The 15,916-nt window shown below is 74.7% G+C and carries 18 protein-coding genes and 1 tRNA gene; 10 read left to right on the forward strand and 9 right to left on the reverse strand.

All coding sequences use genetic code 11. The features are described 5' to 3' along the window. Positions 1–110: 110 nt before the first annotated feature. Positions 111–184: transfer RNA gene (locus tag ACIOWN_RS27925), tRNA-Pro, on the reverse strand. A 101-nt stretch (positions 185–285) separates the two neighbouring features. On the opposite strand from ACIOWN_RS27925, the gene ACIOWN_RS27930 reads away from it, so the two are divergent. Beyond that, the gene (locus tag ACIOWN_RS27930) at positions 286–843 is read left to right on the forward strand and encodes a DUF309 domain-containing protein (protein ID WP_362353854.1); all 558 of its coding nucleotides are present in this window, start codon (positions 286–288) and stop codon (positions 841–843) included. Positions 844–910: 67 nt separating this feature from the next. Continuing rightward, positions 911–1,690, forward strand: coding sequence for a precorrin-6A synthase (deacetylating) (gene cobF / locus ACIOWN_RS27935; RefSeq protein ID WP_362353856.1), 780 nt, complete (start codon positions 911–913; stop codon positions 1,688–1,690). Here cobF and ACIOWN_RS27940 read toward each other — a convergent pair. The 4 genes from ACIOWN_RS27940 to ACIOWN_RS27955 all read right to left on the reverse strand — a co-directional run bounded on the left by ACIOWN_RS27940 (position 1,641) and on the right by ACIOWN_RS27955 (position 5,143). After that, positions 1,641–2,435 (reverse strand): cobalt-precorrin-6A reductase, encoded by a 795-nt coding sequence (locus ACIOWN_RS27940; RefSeq protein WP_362353858.1) that lies wholly within the window; start codon positions 2,433–2,435, stop codon positions 1,641–1,643. The two genes, cobF and ACIOWN_RS27940, sit on opposite strands and share 50 nt — an antisense overlap. 62 nt (positions 2,436–2,497) lie before the next feature. After that, positions 2,498–3,241 (reverse strand): polysaccharide deacetylase family protein, encoded by a 744-nt coding sequence (locus tag ACIOWN_RS27945; RefSeq protein ID WP_362353860.1) that lies wholly within the window; start codon positions 3,239–3,241, stop codon positions 2,498–2,500. 97 nt (positions 3,242–3,338) lie between these two features. After that, a complete protein-coding gene (locus ACIOWN_RS27950) occupies positions 3,339–4,286 on the reverse strand; it encodes a DMT family transporter (protein ID WP_362353861.1) in 948 nt (315 codons plus the stop codon). Between the two features lie 8 nt (positions 4,287–4,294). Beyond that, positions 4,295–5,143, reverse strand: coding sequence for an SDR family NAD(P)-dependent oxidoreductase (locus ACIOWN_RS27955; protein ID WP_362353863.1), 849 nt, complete (start codon positions 5,141–5,143; stop codon positions 4,295–4,297). Between the two features lie 299 nt (positions 5,144–5,442). Here ACIOWN_RS27955 and ACIOWN_RS27960 point away from each other — a divergent pair, with 299 nt between their 5' ends. Beyond that, positions 5,443–6,510 (forward strand): MGDG synthase family glycosyltransferase, encoded by a 1,068-nt coding sequence (locus tag ACIOWN_RS27960; protein ID WP_362353961.1) that lies wholly within the window; start codon positions 5,443–5,445, stop codon positions 6,508–6,510. On the opposite strand, the gene ACIOWN_RS27965 is transcribed toward ACIOWN_RS27960, so the two are convergent. Next, positions 6,507–6,977, reverse strand: a complete 471-nt coding sequence (locus ACIOWN_RS27965) for an RpiB/LacA/LacB family sugar-phosphate isomerase (protein WP_362353865.1) — start codon at positions 6,975–6,977, stop codon at positions 6,507–6,509. The two genes, ACIOWN_RS27960 and ACIOWN_RS27965, sit on opposite strands and share 4 nt — an antisense overlap. 76 nt (positions 6,978–7,053) lie before the next feature. Then, a complete protein-coding gene (locus ACIOWN_RS27970) occupies positions 7,054–8,169 on the reverse strand; it encodes a serine/threonine-protein kinase (RefSeq protein WP_401983676.1) in 1,116 nt (371 codons plus the stop codon). Positions 8,170–8,487: 318 nt separating this feature from the next. On the opposite strand from ACIOWN_RS27970, the gene ACIOWN_RS27975 reads away from it, so the two are divergent. Continuing rightward, entirely contained in the window at positions 8,488–8,649 is a 162-nt protein-coding gene (locus tag ACIOWN_RS27975) for a hypothetical protein (RefSeq protein WP_362353869.1), read from the forward strand. A gap of 20 nt (positions 8,650–8,669) precedes the next feature. On the opposite strand, the gene ACIOWN_RS27980 is transcribed toward ACIOWN_RS27975, so the two are convergent. Further along, positions 8,670–9,443, reverse strand: coding sequence for a sulfite exporter TauE/SafE family protein (locus tag ACIOWN_RS27980; RefSeq protein ID WP_362353871.1), 774 nt, complete (start codon positions 9,441–9,443; stop codon positions 8,670–8,672). 63 nt (positions 9,444–9,506) lie between these two features. On the opposite strand from ACIOWN_RS27980, the gene ACIOWN_RS27985 reads away from it, so the two are divergent. From ACIOWN_RS27985 to ACIOWN_RS28000, 4 genes are all read left to right on the forward strand, one after another. After that, positions 9,507–9,890 carry a serine aminopeptidase domain-containing protein gene (locus ACIOWN_RS27985; protein ID WP_362353873.1) on the forward strand — a complete coding sequence of 128 codons (384 nt, stop codon included), beginning with the start codon at positions 9,507–9,509 and terminating at the stop codon, positions 9,888–9,890. Further along, entirely contained in the window at positions 9,887–10,369 is a 483-nt protein-coding gene (locus tag ACIOWN_RS27990; protein WP_362353875.1) for a DNA starvation/stationary phase protection protein, read from the forward strand. The genes ACIOWN_RS27985 and ACIOWN_RS27990 overlap by 4 nt, the downstream gene beginning before the upstream one ends. A gap of 193 nt (positions 10,370–10,562) precedes the next feature. Continuing rightward, positions 10,563–11,114 (forward strand): hypothetical protein, encoded by a 552-nt coding sequence (locus ACIOWN_RS27995; protein WP_362353877.1) that lies wholly within the window; start codon positions 10,563–10,565, stop codon positions 11,112–11,114. 96 nt (positions 11,115–11,210) lie between these two features. Further along, complete coding sequence (locus tag ACIOWN_RS28000) at positions 11,211–11,870, forward strand: DUF3566 domain-containing protein (protein ID WP_362353879.1); 660 nt, start codon at positions 11,211–11,213, stop codon at positions 11,868–11,870. 43 nt (positions 11,871–11,913) lie between these two features. Here the strand turns inward: ACIOWN_RS28000 and ACIOWN_RS28005 are convergent, their stop codons facing one another. Beyond that, positions 11,914–12,798 carry a Cof-type HAD-IIB family hydrolase gene (locus ACIOWN_RS28005; RefSeq protein ID WP_362353881.1) on the reverse strand — a complete coding sequence of 295 codons (885 nt, stop codon included), beginning with the start codon at positions 12,796–12,798 and terminating at the stop codon, positions 11,914–11,916. A 503-nt stretch (positions 12,799–13,301) separates the two neighbouring features. On the opposite strand from ACIOWN_RS28005, the gene ACIOWN_RS28010 reads away from it, so the two are divergent. Together ACIOWN_RS28010 and ACIOWN_RS28015 are read left to right on the forward strand one after the other, a co-directional pair. Then, positions 13,302–14,705, forward strand: coding sequence for a glutamine synthetase family protein (locus ACIOWN_RS28010; RefSeq protein WP_362353883.1), 1,404 nt, complete (start codon positions 13,302–13,304; stop codon positions 14,703–14,705). Beyond that, the gene (locus tag ACIOWN_RS28015) at positions 14,705–15,883 is read left to right on the forward strand and encodes an amidohydrolase family protein (RefSeq protein WP_362353885.1); all 1,179 of its coding nucleotides are present in this window, start codon (positions 14,705–14,707) and stop codon (positions 15,881–15,883) included. The genes ACIOWN_RS28010 and ACIOWN_RS28015 overlap by 1 nt, the downstream gene beginning before the upstream one ends. The last annotated feature ends 33 nt before the right edge of the window (positions 15,884–15,916 follow it).

Genomic DNA, 15,916 nt, shown 5'->3' on the forward strand with positions numbered 1-15,916 from the left:
CGGCCCCGGTCCCCAGCCGGCCCCCAGTCGGCCCCCAGTCGGCCCCCAGCATGATCAAGGGCCGGTTTCGGATGCCTCCGAAACCGGCCCTGATCTGCGACTGTCTCCAGTCGGGACGACAGGATTTGAACCTGCGACCCCTTGACCCCCAGTCAAGTGCGCTACCAAGCTGCGCCACGTCCCGATGCGCGGTCGTGCGGTGAACCGCTTGATCGCGCGAACGTCACTTTACCGCACCTCGGGGGTCACGCCGAAAAGGGGCGCGTGGTCGGGGACAATCGGCGTATGAGCGGCACTTCCTCGGGCAGCACATCCTCCGGCGGCACTCCGTCCGGCGGGCCGGCGGGCGCGCGGGACCGGGACGGTGAGGGGCGGGCGCGCAACGCGCGGCCGCGGGACGGGCTGGGACGGCCCCTGCCGTACGGCGCCGACGGGGTGCCGCGGCAGCCCGAGGGCGTGGTGCGTACTCCGCCGGAGACGGTCGCCGAGGCGCAGGCGCTCCTGGAAGCGGGCAAGCCGTTCCACGCGCACGAGGTCTTCGAGGACGCCTGGAAGTCGGGGCCGCGGGGGGAGCGCGCCCTATGGCGTGGCCTTGCCCAGCTCGCGGTGGGGCTCACCCACGCGGCCCGCGGCAACGTCACCGGCGGCGCCCGGCTGCTGCGGCGCGGAGCGGTGGCCGTCGAGGAGTGGGTCGCGGACACCGGGGAGCGGACTCCGCACGGCGTGGACACGTCCGGGGTGGTGGCGTGGGCGCGGGAGCTGGCGGAGGGCGTCGAGAGCGGGGCGGCGGGTGTCGTCGACGCGGCGGAGCGGGCGCCTCGGCTGCGCCGCGGTGGCGCGTAGCGGTGCCCGTGGCGGTCGGTGCGGCACCGGTGGACGCGTTGTCAGTGCCGTGCGGCAGACTCGGGGAGTGCGAAAGATTCATGTGATCGGTATCGGCGCGGGCGACCCCGACCAGCTCACCCTTCAGGCGGTCAGGGCGCTGCGCGACACGGACGTGTTCTTCGTCCTCGACAAGGGCGAGGAGAAGTCGGACCTCGTGGACCTCCGCCGGGACATGCTTCGCACGCACATACCGGAGGGGACGTACCGCGTGGTGGAGGCCCGTGACCCGGAGCGGGACCGGACGGCGGGCGGTGCCGCCTACTCCCCCGCCGTGGGCGACTGGCGCAGCGCACGCGCGGACATCTACGAGCGGCTGATCACCGGGGAACTGGGCGAGGACGAGACCGGCGCGTTCCTGGTGTGGGGCGATCCGGCGCTGTACGACAGCACGCTCGGCATCCTCCAGGAGGTGCTGGCGCGGGGCACCGTGGACTTCGCGTACGACGTGGTGCCCGGCATCAGCAGCGTCTCGGCCCTGGTGGCCCGGCACCGCACGGGACTCAACCGGGTCGCCCGGCCCGTGCAGATCACCACCGGACGGCGGCTGGCGGAGGGGTTCCCGGAGGGCGTGGACGACGTGGTGGTGATGCTCGACGCCCACCAGGCCTTCCGGCACTGCGCCGACCAGGACATCGACATCTACTGGGGCGCCTACATAGGCACCCCCGACGAGATCCTCGTCTCCGGCCCGATCGCCGAGGCCGCGCCGCGCATCGAGCGGCTGCGGGCCGAGGCCCGCGAGCGCAAGGGCTGGATCATGGACACGTATCTGCTGCGCCGCCACCCGGGGGACCGGGCGGATTAGGCCGGGCTGCCCGGCCGAGGCGTTCCAGTGCGGCCGTGACGTCCGCTACGGCGGTCAGTCCCGGCGGCAGCGGCGGACGGCGTACGACGACGACCGGCAGCCCGAGTTCCCGCGCGGCGGAGAGCTTGGCCGCGGTGGCCGCTCCCCCGCTGTCCTTGGTGACCAGCACGTCGATGCGATGCGCCCTGAGCAGCTCCTTCTCGCCGGCCACGGTGAACGGCCCGCGGGCGAGCACCACCCGCGTGTCCGGTGGCGTCGGAGGCTCGGGCGGCTCGACCGACCGTACGACGAGGTGGGTCTCGGTCAGGTGGGCGAAGGCGGCCAGGCCCAGCCGTCCGGTGGTCAGGAACGCCCGGCGCCCGAGCCGCGGCAGCAGCTCAGCCGCGGCGTCCAGTGAGTCGACCGGGTGCCAGCGGTCCCCTGGTCCCGGGCGCCATCCGGGCCGGCGCAGTACCACCACGGGCACGCCGGTCGCCGCCGCGGCCCGCGCCGCGTTCCGTGTGATCGCCTCGGCGAAGGGATGGGTGGCGTCGACGACGGCGTCCACGCGGTGCTCGCGCAGCCAGGAGGCCAGTCCCTCCGCCCCACCGAAACCGCCGACCCGCACGTCCCCGTCCAGCGCTCCCGGTCGCGTCACCCGCCCCGCCAGCGAACTGGTCACCCGCACCCCGTCCCGCGCCGCGAGCACCGCGGCCAGCTCACGGGCCTCGGCGGTACCACCGAGCAGCAGGATGTGCGAGGGCATGGCGTTGAGCGTAAGGGGTGACGGGCGGGGGCCCGGTACGCGGGGACTGAGGGGGCTCGGGTTCAGGGCAGCCCGTGGTCGGCGAGCGGGCCCACCGACCAGCCGGACTCGTGGCAGGTGGTGAGCAGGTCGGGCAGCGCGCCGAGGGTGGCCTTCCAGGAGTCGGGGAAGGAAGCGTGGTCGGTGTCGTGCAGGAGGATCGTGCCGCCGCCGCGCAGGTCCGCGCTGACGGTCGCGCGGACGGAGGCGGGGGTCGCGTCCGCCGTCCAGTCGCGGCCCCAGGCGGTCCACAGCACGGGCCGCAGCCCTGCGCGCCGTGCGGCGGCCCAGCGCCCCGCGGTGAGGATGCCGTAGGGCGGGCGGTACCACCGCGGCCGCCGGCCCGTGATGTCGTGTACGGCCAGCGCCGCCCGCGCGGTCTCCCGGGCGTCTCGCGCCGGGGTCGGCAGCCAGGGGCGGCTGTGGGTCCAGCCGTGCACGGCGAGTTCGTGTCCCCGGTCCGCGATGTGCCTGGTGAGGCAGGGGTGGCGGGTCACGTTCTCGCCCAGGACGAAGAACGTGGCGCGTACGGCGAGCCGGTCCAGCTCGTCCAGGAAGAGCGGCGTGGAGACCGGGTCCGGACCGTCGTCGAAGGTCAGTGCGACATGGTCGGAGCGGCCGGTTCCGGCGAGGCCGGGGAAGCACAGGGCCCGGAAGCGGGGCAGCCAGGTCGCCGCCGGGACGATGTGCGCGGCCGCGACGAAGGCCACCGGCGCGAGGACCGCCGACGCGGTGCGCGCGTGGCGGCTGCCGGGTTCTCCCGCCATCTGCCGGATCCCTCTCGCGGGCGCTCTGTCTGCCACCTGACGGCTGCTCCTCACGTCCTCACGTCCTCACGTCCTCACTTCCCCGTTCCTCAAGTCCTCACGGGTGCTCCGCCTGCGCTTTCCCCGGACCGGAGGCCGCGCCGACCGACGGTTCCGCGTCCCACTTGCCCGACACGGCGGGGGAACGGGACAGGCCGACCGTGCCGGCCGCGAGGAGACCGATACCGACCGCCTCGGGCACCAGCCGGACGCCCAGGGCGATGTGCTCCCCGAACAGCGCCCATCCCAGCGCCACGCTCGTCAGGGCGTCGCCGAGGGTGAGAGCGGGCTGGGAGGCGACGAGCGTGCCCGCCCGGAGGGCGCACTGCAGCAGTCCGAAGGCGGCCAGCCCGGTGATCGCCGTGGCGTACGGCGTCCAGTGCGTCGCCAGCGTGGCCAGGCCCTGCTGGTAGAGGCCCGTCACCTCCTTGAGGAGGGCGGCCGTCGCCGCGAACAGCACGGCCGAGGCCAGACCGAGTACCGCGGCCCGGGGCGGGCCCTTGACCAGCCGCGAGACACCGATCAGCAGGAGGACCAGGCACACCACGGCGATGCCGACCGGGATCCAGCGCGCCCCCTCGGCCGTGGCCCGTCCGGCGGACGGCGCGGCGGCGGCGAGGAAGACGGCCAGTCCGGCGGCCAGGGCGAGGAACGACAGCCAGGTGATCCGGGCCGGCCGCCGGCGGAAGACGATGCTGCCCATCGCCAGCGTGAACAGAAGTTCGGTCGCGAGGAGGGGCTGGACGAGTGACAGGCTTCCCACGGCCAGCGCGGCGGCCTGCAGGACCGCGGACACCGCCAGCATGGCCGCCCCGCCCAGCCAGATCCGCCGCCGCCTGACCTTGACGGCGTGCGGCGAGCGGACGGCGGCCGGACCCTTTCCACCGGTGGCGGGGCCGCCTTCCCCGCCGTCCGGTGTCTCCGTCGCCGCGCGCCTCATCAGGACCGAGGCCGCGGCGTTGGCGCACGCGGCGAACAGTGCGAGGACGATGGTGAGCGCGTTCACCCCGAGCGTCACCCGAACCGTGCGGCGAGGCGGCGGTACAGGGCGGGCGCGGCGCCGCGCACGCGGCCGGGCAGGCGGGTCCAGCCGGGGACGTACACCTCGTCCCGGCCTCGCGACACCGCCTCCCACACCGCGTCGGCGACCCGGCTCGCCGGGACGGGCCGGGGCCGGGAGCGCCGGTAGGGCACCCCGCGGCGGTCGAAGAACGGCGTGTCGACCACCCCGGGCACCACATGGCTGATGCCGACCCCCGTACCGCGCAGTTCGTAGCGCACGGCGTCGGCGAAGGCGCCCAGCGCGGCCTTGGCGGCGGAGTAGACGGCCTCGTCGCGGACGCCGACCGTGCCGGCCAGGGAGCCGATGATGACCACGCGGCCCGTGCCCTGCCTGATCATCTGGGGCAGCAGCAGCCGGACCAGGCGCAGCGTCGCCAGTACGTTGACGTCGATCACCTCGTCGATGGCGGACTGCGGCATGGTGCTGAACGGTCCGGCCCACCCGATGCCCGCGCCCGCCACCAGCAGGTCGACGCGGCCCACGCTGTCGAGCGTGAAGTCCGCCAGCCGCCGTTCGGCGCCCTGGCCGGACAGGTCCGCCGGGTAGGCCAGGGCCGAGGTGCCCCGGGCGACCTCCTCCAATCGGATGCGATCGCGCCCGTTGAGCACCAGGCGCCAGCCGCCCTCGGCGGCCAGCCGCCGTGCCACGGCCGCGCCGATCCCTGATGAGGCACCGGTCACGAGGGCGCCCCCGCCCGGCGCCGCGGCACCGCCGGTCCGGCCGGGCGCCGGGCTCGGCGCCGCCGGTGCCTCGGCCGGCGTGCCGGAGCCGGACCGTACGCGGGAGGGGGCGTGGGACATCGGGACGCACCTCGAGGATCGGACGGACCGCGGGCCGCCGGTGCGGCCCCGGCGGTACGGGACGGCCTCCGGGGTGGTGAAGTATCCCGGAGGCTGTGCCCGAAACGTGGGACGGGCGGAAGGATGTGCCCGTTCGTTTGACTGCGGTGGGTGAGGGTTACTCACATCCAGTGTCGTCCGAATCGTCCGTTCCGCCACCGCTGCCCGCCGCCGAGGAGCCCGGAACGCGCCGCGTGCCCGCCCGGCCGGCCCTGACGTCCCCACCGGAGGCGCGGCGGCTGCTCGTGCTGAGCGCGAGCATGGGGTCGGGCCATGACGCGGTGGCCGCCGAGCTGGCCCGCCGAGCCCGCGCCGCGGGCAAGGAGGCCCAGGTCGTCGACGTACTGGCCCTGCTGCCCGGCGGCCTGGGAAGCGGTCTGCGCGGCTTCTACCGGACCGTCGTCCGCGAGGCCCCCTGGGTCTACGCCGGCATCTACGACCTGTTTCTCGCGCCCGGCCCCCGGCCGCGCCCGAGCGGCACTCCGCTGGCCCGCCTGGCCGGCGGGCGTCTGCTGAGCCTGGTGGGTGCATGGCGGCCCGATGTGGTGGTGCCGGTCTTCCATCTGGCGGCCCAGCTCACCGGTCATCTCCGGGGGCGGGGCGTGCTGCGGGTGCCCAGCGCGGTGGTCGTCGTCGACTTCGCGGCGCACCGGCAGTGGCTGCACCCGGGCAACGACCTGCATGTGTGCCTCACGGACGAGACCGCCGGGGAGGTGCGGCGGGGCACCGGGCGGGCGGCGGAGGCGGCCGGTCCGGTGGTGGCACCGGAGTTCTTCGCGGCGGGGCCGGGCACCGCCGTGTGGCGGCGCCGGCTGGAGCGGTGCGGCGGGGGGCGGCCCGCGGTGCTGGTCTCCGCGGGGGCCTGGGGAGCCGGCACCCGCCTGGCCGACACGGCCCGGCTGCTCGTCGCGCACGGCTTCCTGCCGGTCGTGCTCTGCGGCCGCAACGAACGGCTCCGCCGGGCTCTGTCCGGCGTCCCGGGTGTCCTCAGCCCCGGTTGGGTGACGGACATGCCGGAGTTGCTGCACGCGTGTGCCGCCCTGGTGGACAACGCGGCCGGGCAGACGGCCGTGCAGGCACTCGCCGCGGGCCTGCCCGTCGTCGGTCACCGCCCGCTGCCCGGACACGGGGCGGAGGGGGTGCGCCGTATGGCTGCCCTCGGCGTCTGCGACCACGCACCGGGCCCGGACGCCCTGCTGCGCTCGCTGACCCGTCTCACGGCGCCGGGCGCACCGCGTGAGGAGCGGATCGCGGCCGGGCGCGCCCTCTTCCGGGAGGACCCGCTCGGCCTGGTGGTAGGGGCCGCGGGGGCGAGCCGCCCTTCCTAGGGCCGGTCGCCCCGTGTCTCGTCCCGCCGGAGGTCCAGGCGTCCCACACGGGCGACGTTCTCCCGGTCCTCGGCGTCCTCGCTCGGCGCGGCGGCGAACCAGGCGTCGAGGATCTCCTTGAGGAGCGGTTCGGAGGTCAGCCGCAGGCCCAGCGCCAGCACATTGGCGTCGTTCCAGCGGCGGGCGCCGTCCGCCGTGTAGGCGTCGGTGCACAGTGCGGCCCGTACGCCCGGCACCTTGTTCGCGGCGATGGACGCGCCCGTGCCGGTCCAGCAGCAGACGACGGCCTGGTCGGAGCGCCCCTCGGCGACATCCCGGGCCGCGGCGGCCGAGCACGCCGCCCACTGGGGGTCGTCCCCGGAGCGCAGCGCGCCGTGGGTCACCACCTCGTGCCCGCGCTCACGCAGCAGGGCGACCAGCGAGCGGGCGACGGGTTCGGCCATGTCCGAGGAGACGGAGATCCGCATGTGCCGGAGACTACTCAGCGCGCCGTCCGGACTCCAGGGGCGCCCGTCCGTCCCGGCCTGTGGGAGCGGCGAGGCCCTAGAACCACGCCATCCCGGCGAGCACGGCGGAGACGAACAGTACGGCGCCGCCCACGAGGGCGGCCACGCGGAAGTGGCGGCGCAGCGAGGAGCGCACGCCGGGTCTGCGCGGGGGCACCCGGTGCACGCTGGTGTTCCAGCCGCCGGAGTCCATGGCGGTGCTCCCCGACGCGGCCCCGGTACGCGCGGGGGCGGGAGCGGCGGCGCGGCGGTGCGAGGGGGCGGTGCCGCGCTGGCTCGGACCGCGGTGCTGCCCGTGGCTCCCGCCGCCGCCCCACTGCTCCGGGGGAAGCGGCTCGGGCACGCCGCGCCACGCGCCGCCCGCGAACCAGTCCGCGGCCTGCTGGGCCGTGGGCCGTTCCTCCGGCCGTTTGGCCAGCATGCTCAGCAGGTACGCCTCGAAGGCGGGCGGCAGCGCCGCGCCACGCTGGTGCGGCGGCACGGGCGCGGAGTCGACGTGCTGGTAGAGCAGGGCGGTCGCGGTCGACGCCTCGAAGGGCGGGGAGCCGACGGCCAGGTGGTAGAGCACGCAGCCCAGGGAGTACATGTCCGAGGCCGCGCTCGCCGGGGTGCCGATGGCGCGTTCGGGCGCCAGGTAAAGGCCGGTCCCGACGATCTGTCCGGCGGTGGTGAGCGCGCCGGAGGGGTCGTCGACGAAGCGGGCGATGCCGAAGTCGGCGATGCGGACGCTGCCCTGCTGGTCGCTGAGCAGGTTGCCGGGCTTGACGTCCCGGTGCACGATGCCCTGGGCGTGCGCCGCGGCGAGGCCCTCCGCCGAGTGCTGGGCCACCTGGGCCAGCCGTTCCGGTGTGAGCGGGCCGCCGGCGGTCAGCTCACCGGCCAGGCTGTCGCCCTCGATCAGTTCCATCACGAGGAAGCAGCGGTCCTCCCAGGCACCGAAGTCGAGCGTGCCGACCACGTGCGGGTGGTTCAGCCGGGCCGAGGTCTGCGCCTCCAGTCTGAACCGGGCCTCGGCCGAGGCGTCCGATCCGTCGTTCAGCAGCAGTTTGACCGCGACCGGTCTGCCGAGCACCTCGTCGAGGCCTCGCCAGACCTCGCCCATTCCGCCGCGCCCGATGACCGTCTGCAGCCGGTACCGCCCCGCCACCAGCACCCGTAACCCCGCCCTCAAGATCCCCGAATTCCCGCCCTCACGACCGCTCCCCGCAGCGGGCGCGGCAGCGGCCGGGCAGCGCATACGGGTCGCGGCAACCGCGGCTCATCTTAACGATCACGCAGGGTGCTCCCGACCCCTGCCCGGCCATACCGGCCGGATTGTCCGGACTAGAAACCTTCGGGATTCGGGACCGGGGCCCTCCGGGTGAAAAGCGGGGAGTCGATCGTCATACAAATATGTAGAGCTGATCATGTATGTCATCGTCGCCCTACCCGGCTGATCCACCCCGGAAGGACGGGAAGGAGAGGACGAACGGTGACCCCTCTGACATGGCTGCTCATCCCGCTGGCGACGGCGTTCATGGCGAGCATCTGGGGCGTCGTCGCGGGACGGCCGCGGCGCGCCGACGACGTGGGGGAGGTGGAGCGCTACGACCGCTTCCGAGCGGCGCTGGCCCGCGCGGACCGGACGACCTGACCGAACGACTGACCGGACGGCTAGCGCAGCAGAAGCTGCAGTCCGCCCACGACGGTGGCCGCGATCACCAACTGTTCGAACAGCCGCTGGTTGATGTGGTGCACCGCCCATTTGCCGAGCAGCGCGCCGGGCACGACGAAGACCACGAGCACGGCGTCCAGGAGCAGCGAGCGGCCGTCGATCAGGCCGAGGCCGGCGCTGAAGGGCACCTTGGAGACGTTGACGATGAGGAAGAAGAACGCCGACGTGCCCAGGAAGCCGAGCTTGCGGAAGCCCGCGGAGAGCAGGTACAGCGACATCACCGGGCCGCCCGCGTTGGCGACCATGGTGGTGAAGCCGCCGAGGACACCGTAGGAGCGGGCCTTGAGGCGGCCCGGACGGGTGGTGACCGGGTCCGGCGCCTCCTCCCGGCCGGCGCCGCGCCGCCGCCACACCGTCACCCCCGCCATGAACAGCAGGATCGCCCCGATCGACGTCCGTACGACCCCGTCGTCGGCCCACATCAGGAACACGGTGCCCACGACCACTCCCGCCGCGACCGCCGGGAACAGCCGCCACAGTGTGGGCCAGTGGGCGTGCCGCCGGTAGGTGAGGACGGCGAGGACGTCGCCGGCGATCAGGACCGGCAGCAGCACGCCGGTGGAGGCGCGGGCGGGCAGGACGGCCGCGAAGACGGCGAGGCTGACCGTGTTGGCCCCGCTGACTGCGGTCTTCGAGAAGCCGACGAGCAGGGCCGCGAAGGCGAGCGCGGCGAATCCCCACCCGGATATGTTCCAGAGCGTCATCGTGTTCATGCGGTGACCGATGTTAGGTCCTGACAAGTGCGGGGCGTAAGGAACGTCCCACCTGAAGGAGCCATGGCCGACGTCCGTGAGCACTCCGGGCGCTACGAGGAGCCGGCCCGCGCGCCGGCGGCGCACGGCGCGGTCGTGTACGGGCCCGACCACATGGGCCACGGCAGGTCGGCGGGCGAGGCCCGCCGAAGCGGCCGACGGTCGAGGCGTTCGCGCGGACCCTGGAGGCCGTCGCCGAGGGCGGCGACATCGGGGAACTGCCGGTGCTGTGGCTGCACGGCGGCGACTACCGGTCCCACCTGGGGCAAGCGGTTGTTTGCTCCCTCGCGGCGAGGGCACCCGCGCCTGCAGGGAGCGGTCGCGCAGCGTGGGCGGGACCGGCGAGGACGAACGCGTCGCACCGCTCCGTACCGCCAGAGACGACCCCCAAGGAGAACCACCGTATGACTGTCGTGAAGAGCACGATCTCCGACTCGGCCCTTCAGGTCACCGGGGACGCGCTGCAGAGCACTCTCGTGGACCTTCTCGGGCTCTCCCTGATCGGGAAGCAGGCACACTGGAACATCGTCGGACCGCGGTTCCGGTCCATCCACCTCCAGCTCGACGAGGTGGTGGCGGCGGCCCGCGAGTTCGCCGACACGGTCGCTGAGCGCGCCGCCGCGCTCGGTCTGCCGCCGGACGGGCGCCCGGAGACGATCGCCTCGGCCTTCACACTGCCCGGCCCCAAGGACGGCTGGGTGCGCGACGCGGAGGTCGTGGAGGTCATGGTCGAGTCCCTGGAGGCGGCCATCAAGCGGCTGCGCGAGCGCATCGACGCGACGGAGAAGCCCGACCCGGTCACCCAGGACCTGCTGATCACGATCACGGCCGAACTGGAGAAGCAGCGCTGGATGTTCGCCGCCGAGAACGTGAGCGAGCGCGGCTGAGACCCGTACGGCGGTGGGCCCGGCAGACCGGCGTGCGCACCGCCGCCGTCACCCGAGCGGCCCCGTCCCGCGGTCACGGGCATGCGGGACGAGGGACCCGCGCCTAACGTCGACATGGCACACCAGTGGCGGTGTCCGGGACGGCTCGCACGCCGTTCGCGGGTGCCGGTTCGGCGTGGGAGGCCGGTCAGCCATGAGACTCACCGAAGCACGCCGGCGCGGCCGGCGCCGGGACCGGGACCGGCCCCTGCTCGTCAGCAGATGGCGTGAGACGGCGGACCGGCACCTGACCCCGCTGCAGCGGTCGCTGCTGATCACGTGGATCTCCTTCGGGGTCACCTTCGGCACCGTCCGCGTCATCACGCACGGCATCCGGGGCGGCTGGCTGCCCTGGGGCAACATCTCCGCCGGCGGCGAGCACGTGCACCACTACAACATCGGCATCGCCACCCTCACGGGAGTGGGCCTGATCGCCGTACGCGGTGACGAACGCGCGGTCGGGCACCCCGCCGTCGCGGCCGCGTACGGCTGCGGCACCGCGCTCATCTGCGACGAGTTCGCCCTCCTGCTGGACCTTCAGGACGTCTACTGGGCCAAGCAGGGCCGGATCAGCGTCGACGTGTCCCTCGGAATTCTCTCCGTGCTGGGCGCATACCTGACGGCGAAGCCGTTCTGGCACGAGATCGGTCGTGTCACCCGCCACCACGTCGTCGCCGCGGCCACCCGCCACGGCGCCACCGCCTGATTCCCGCACCCGCCCGATTTCCGCACCGCCCCACCACGGCCCGGCCGCCGCCATGCACGCCGCGCGGGCGGTCGCGCCCACCGTGAGGAGCACGGCATGAGCACAGCCGAGCACCAGGAGGACGGCACCGAGGCCGCCTCCGGGCAGCGGCCCGTCCCGCAGCGGCCGTCCGCGATACGCATGCGCGTCTCGCGGGCCGATCCCTGGTCGGTGATGACGACGAGCTGTCTGGTGCTGCTGGGGCTGGGGGCCTGCGTGCTCGTCACCATGGTGCTCGTCTGGGCCATGCTGACCGCGCTGGACCCGGAGGCCTGGCCCTCCTTCGGCTGGACGCTCGTCATCGCCGCCGGTGTCGTCACCCTGGAGGTCGTTCTGGGTACGGCCCTGGCGACCCTGGGCGCGTTCCTCTACAACATGTCCTCCCAGTACGCCGGGGGTGTCCATCTGACCCTGGCCGACGACACGGCGGCGGGCTCGGACCCGCGGCCCGAGCTGCTGCCGGACGTCGGCCGCGTGTTCCGCCGGCTCCAGGCTCGCGTGGGATTCCCGCCGACCGGATGGGGTGCGCGCTACGTCGAGTTCGTCGACCACTGCGGCGACGCGTGGCGGCGGCTGAAGGGCCGGGCCGGCGCCAACGACCGGGCCGGCGGGCACGGCCGGGGCAGCGGGCCTGTTCGTGGCAGCGGTCACGAGGAGCGTGCGCGCGGGGACCGGGACGACCCGGACGCCCGGGTCGAGGAGACCACTTCCGGCTGACAGGCCCCCGCCTGGACTAGGCCCGGCTCCGCGCACCTGCTGGTCAGTCGCCGGCGACGGGCGGCAGGTGCAGCAGGCGCGCGATGGTGCGCAGGACGCCGTTGTCGTTGTTGGACGGGGCCAGGTGGCGGGCCCGGCCGATGACCTCGGGGTGGGCGTTGGCCATGGCGAACGACCACTCGGCGGCGTCCAGCATCTCCAGGTCGTTGAGGTAGTCGCCGAACACCAGGGTCTGCGCGGGCGTGATCCCCAGGTCGCGCTGGAGCCGGCGCAGGGCGGCGCCCTTGTCGGCGGTGCGGTTCATGACGTCGACCCAGTGCTCGCCCGAGACGACGACCTGGTGGGTCCCGGCGAACGGCGCCAGCGCCGGGGCGGTGGTCCGCTCGGCCGACCCGAAGTCGAACAGGGCCACCTTGATGATGTCGTCCTCCACGGCAGCCGCGTCCGGCACGATCCGGTGCCGTACGTAGTACTTGCGGACCTCGGCCAGGAACGCCTCGTCGGTCCGCTCCACGTAGGCCGACCGCTTGCCGCAGACCACGGCACCCACATCCACGCCCCCGGTGGCGAGTTCCCGTACGGCCCCGATCAGGCGGGCCGCGACGGCCGGGTCCAGAGGGTCGGAGCTCAGTTCCACGCCGTCCCGGACGACATGGGTCCCGTTCTCCGCGATGAACACCATGCCCTCGTCATGGCCGGCGAACTGCTCGGCCAGTGTGGCGTACTGGCGGCCGCTCGCGGGGCTGAACAGCACACCGCGGCGGCGCAGTTCGGCCAGGGTCGGCCAGAGTCCGGCCGGGAGCCGCTTGGCGTCGTCCAGGAGCGTGCCGTCCATGTCGGTGACGATCAGCCGTATGCCGGCGGGGCCGGTCAGGTTCCCGGGGGCGGGTTCGGAGGCGGTGAGCAGGGGCGAGGGTGTGCTGGGCATGTCCGTTTTCCGTGGCGGCGCGGCAGGCGCGTCCGGTGGTGGGTGCGCCGGCTCCGTTGCCGTGCGCGGGGCGTGCGGTGGCCGCCCCGAACCGGCTCCGGGCCGTCGTCGGCCGGGTCGGTCGGGCCGTGGTGCCACGGCCCGGCCAGCCTACCGGGGCCCGCCCGGCCGGCCAGCCGGGTTCGGCCGATTCCCGGACACGGTGATCACCGGGCGGCACAATGGCGGCGTCGGCCGCGGCAGGCCGCCGGCAGGGGCGTAGGCAGGAAAGCGACGGCAGGAGCGCGGACGTGGGAGCGGGCCGCACACCGCCGGGCACCTGCGCCCGCACCGGGGTGGCCGGCTCTGTCGAGGGCCTGTTCGAGCCGGGCCCGGTGCCGTGCTCGCGGTGGCGTCCGGGCGGCGACTCCCCCGTCGCGGTACCGCGGTTCGGCGCGGTCGCCGTGAAACGCTGACGCGGGCGGCGCCGGCCGCCGGTTCGCCCGAGCCCGTCGAGGAGGACTATGACCACCCTTGCCGACCCCGTTCCCGGCGGGCGTCCCGGCGACGTCGAGCGGGCCACCGCGCTCAGCGGCGAACTGGCCGGCCGTGGCGTGCACGGCGTCGTCCTGGCCTACGTGGACACCGCGGGGATCGGCCGGGTCAAGACGGTCCCGACGGCGAAGCTGCCCTCGGCCGCCGCCTGGGGGGTGGGCATGTCCCCGGTGTTCGACACCTTCCTGGCGCACGACTCGATCGTGACCACCGACGTCCTCGGCTCCCCCGACGGCGATCTGCGGCTCTACCCCGACCTCGACCGGCTGGTGGCCCTGTCCGGGCAGCCCGGCTGGGCCTGGGCCCCGGTCGACCGGATCACGCAGGAGGGCGAGCGCCACCCCGGGTGCGGCCGTACGTTCCTGCGCCGGATCAGCGCCGAGGCCGAGCGGCGGCACGGCCTCACCTTCAAGGCGGCCGTCGAGATCGAGTGGGCCGTTGGCCGGGGCGACGCGCCCGGCGGCGCGTTCGAGCCCGCGGTGTCGGGTCCGGCGTACGGGGCGGTCCGGCAGGTGGAGCTGAGCGACTGCGCCGCCGATCTGCTGGCCGCCCTCGCCGCGCAGGGCGTGGAGGTGGACCAGTTCCACCCCGAGTACGCGGCCGGGCAGTTCGAGGTGTCCGTCGGCGCGCTGGATCCGGTGGCGGCGGCCGACCGCAGCGTGCTGGTGCGGCAGACCGTGCGGGCCGTGGCCGGGCGGCACGGGCTGAAGGTGTCCTTCGCGCCGGCCGTCCTCGCGCGGGGCGTGGGCAACGGAGGCCACGTCCACCTCTCGGCCTGGCGCGACGGGACCAACCTGCACTCCGGGGGCGAGGGCCGCTACGGCATGACGCCGGAGGCCGAGTCCTTCACGGCCGGCCTCCTCGCCCACCTGCCCGCCCTGACGGCGGTGACCGCGCCGAGCCCGGCCAGCTACCTCCGGCTCAGACCCTCCCAGTGGGCCGGGGTGTTCACCGCCTGGGGCCGGGAGACCCGGGAGGCCGCGCTGCGCGTGGTCACCGGGACCCGCGGGCAGCGTGGGCAGGCGGCCAACCTGGAGGTCAAACCGGTCGACCTCGCGGCCAACCCGTACCTGGCGCTGGGCTGCCTGATCGCCGCCGGGCTGGACGGCACCGCCTCCTCGGCGTCCCTGCCCGAGGAGATCACCGGGGACCCGGTGCGGTTCGGCGAGGCGGAAGCGGCGGCCCGGGGCGTACGGCGGCTGCCGGTCTCACTGGCGGAGGCGGTCGCCGCGTTCCGCGGGGACGACGTGTTGCGCACCGCCCTCGGACCGGTCCTGGCCGACGCGATCACCGCCGTGCGCCGGGGCGAGATCGCGGCCGTCGAGGGGCTGGACGACGAGCAGGTCGCGGCGGCGTACCGCTGGGTGTACTGATGGGCGCGCCGGCCGGGGCCGACGCGGTCCACGAGGTGCTCGCGGCGCTGCCGCTCGTGGATCACCACTGCCACGGGGTCGTCACCGCCGACCTGGACCGTTGCGGCTTCGAGTCCCTGCTCACCGAGGGCGAGGCATGGCCCGGCAGCGGGATCTCGCCGTTCGACAGCCCGGTCGGCGTGGCCGTGCGCCGCCACTGCGCGCCGGTCCTCGACCTGCCGCGACACGCACCCGCGGAGGAGTATCTGGACCGCCGCACCGAGCTGGGCGCGGCGGAGGTCAACCGGCGCTTCCTCGGCGCCTGCGGCACGGACGTCTTCTGCGTCGACACCGGATTCGCTCCCGAGCCCGGCACCACCCCGCGGGAGCTGGCCGGCGCGGCGGGCGGTGACGCGGTGGCGTACGAGGTCGTGCGCCTGGAGCGCGTCGCGGAGGCCGTGGCGGCCGGGGGCGTCGAGCCCGGCGAGTACGGTGCCGCCTTCCGCGCGGCCGCGCAGGACGCCGTGCGGCGGCCGGGCGTGGTCGCGGTGAAGTCGGTGGCCGCCTACCGCACCGGCTTCGGCCTGGACCCGGCCCGCCCCGGCCGGGAGGAGGTCGCGCGGGCGGCGGCGGGCTGGCTCGCCCGCGGCGGCGACCGTCTCGACGATCCGGTGCTCGTACGGCATCTGCTGTGGACGGCCGTCGGTCTCGGTCTGCCGCTCCAGTTGCACACCGGGTTCGGCGACAGTGACATCCGTCTGCACCGTACGGACCCCGCCCTTCTGACCGACTGGCTGCGCCTGACCGCCGGCACGGTCCCGGTCCTGCTGCTGCACTGCTGGCCCTACCAGCGCCAGGCCGCCTATCTGGCCGCCGTGTTCGAGCACGTGTACCTCGACGTGGGCCTGACACTGCACCACGTGGGGCCCGCCCGGGCTCGGGCGGTACTCGCCGAGGCCCTGGAGATCACGCCGTTCCGCAAGCTGCTGTACAGCTCCGACGGCTACGGTGTGGCGGAGTTCCACCACCTGGGCGCGGTGTCCTTCCGGCAGGGCCTGGCCGGGCTGCTGCGGGAGCGGGTGGACACCGACGAGCTGAGCTGGGCGGACGCGGTGCGGATCGCCCGCTGGACGGGGCGGGACAACGCCCGGCGGGTCTACGGACCGGCCGGCCTCACCGCCCTCGACGACCCCGGCTGACGACGCCGGTCTTCCTGTCACCGACCTCCCCCA

Origin of the sequence: Streptomyces sp. NPDC087787 (genome assembly GCF_044743035.1) — a bacterium.
Taxonomy (GTDB): domain Bacteria; phylum Actinomycetota; class Actinomycetes; order Streptomycetales; family Streptomycetaceae; genus Streptomyces.

What these genes read in the sequence shown, in the direction of transcription:
- ACIOWN_RS27930 (WP_362353854.1), top strand. Translation starts at nt 286, where the DNA reads ATGAGCGGCACTTCCTCGGGCAGCACATCCTCCGGCGGCACTCCGTCC.
- ACIOWN_RS27940 (WP_362353858.1), bottom strand. Translation starts at nt 2,435, where the DNA reads ATGCCCTCGCACATCCTGCTGCTCGGTGGTACCGCCGAGGCCCGTGAG.
- ACIOWN_RS27945 (WP_362353860.1), bottom strand. Translation starts at nt 3,241, where the DNA reads ATGGCGGGAGAACCCGGCAGCCGCCACGCGCGCACCGCGTCGGCGGTC.
- ACIOWN_RS27955 (WP_362353863.1), bottom strand. Translation starts at nt 5,143, where the DNA reads ATGTCCCACGCCCCCTCCCGCGTACGGTCCGGCTCCGGCACGCCGGCC.
- ACIOWN_RS27960 (WP_362353961.1), top strand. Translation starts at nt 5,443, where the DNA reads ATGGGGTCGGGCCATGACGCGGTGGCCGCCGAGCTGGCCCGCCGAGCC.
- ACIOWN_RS27965 (WP_362353865.1), bottom strand. Translation starts at nt 6,977, where the DNA reads ATGCGGATCTCCGTCTCCTCGGACATGGCCGAACCCGTCGCCCGCTCG.
- ACIOWN_RS27980 (WP_362353871.1), bottom strand. Translation starts at nt 9,443, where the DNA reads ATGAACACGATGACGCTCTGGAACATATCCGGGTGGGGATTCGCCGCG.
- ACIOWN_RS27985 (WP_362353873.1), top strand. Translation starts at nt 9,507, where the DNA reads ATGGCCGACGTCCGTGAGCACTCCGGGCGCTACGAGGAGCCGGCCCGC.
- ACIOWN_RS27990 (WP_362353875.1), top strand. Translation starts at nt 9,887, where the DNA reads ATGACTGTCGTGAAGAGCACGATCTCCGACTCGGCCCTTCAGGTCACC.
- ACIOWN_RS27995 (WP_362353877.1), top strand. Translation starts at nt 10,563, where the DNA reads ATGAGACTCACCGAAGCACGCCGGCGCGGCCGGCGCCGGGACCGGGAC.
- ACIOWN_RS28000 (WP_362353879.1), top strand. Translation starts at nt 11,211, where the DNA reads ATGAGCACAGCCGAGCACCAGGAGGACGGCACCGAGGCCGCCTCCGGG.
- ACIOWN_RS28005 (WP_362353881.1), bottom strand. Translation starts at nt 12,798, where the DNA reads ATGCCCAGCACACCCTCGCCCCTGCTCACCGCCTCCGAACCCGCCCCC.
- ACIOWN_RS28010 (WP_362353883.1), top strand. Translation starts at nt 13,302, where the DNA reads ATGACCACCCTTGCCGACCCCGTTCCCGGCGGGCGTCCCGGCGACGTC.
- ACIOWN_RS28015 (WP_362353885.1), top strand. Translation starts at nt 14,705, where the DNA reads ATGGGCGCGCCGGCCGGGGCCGACGCGGTCCACGAGGTGCTCGCGGCG.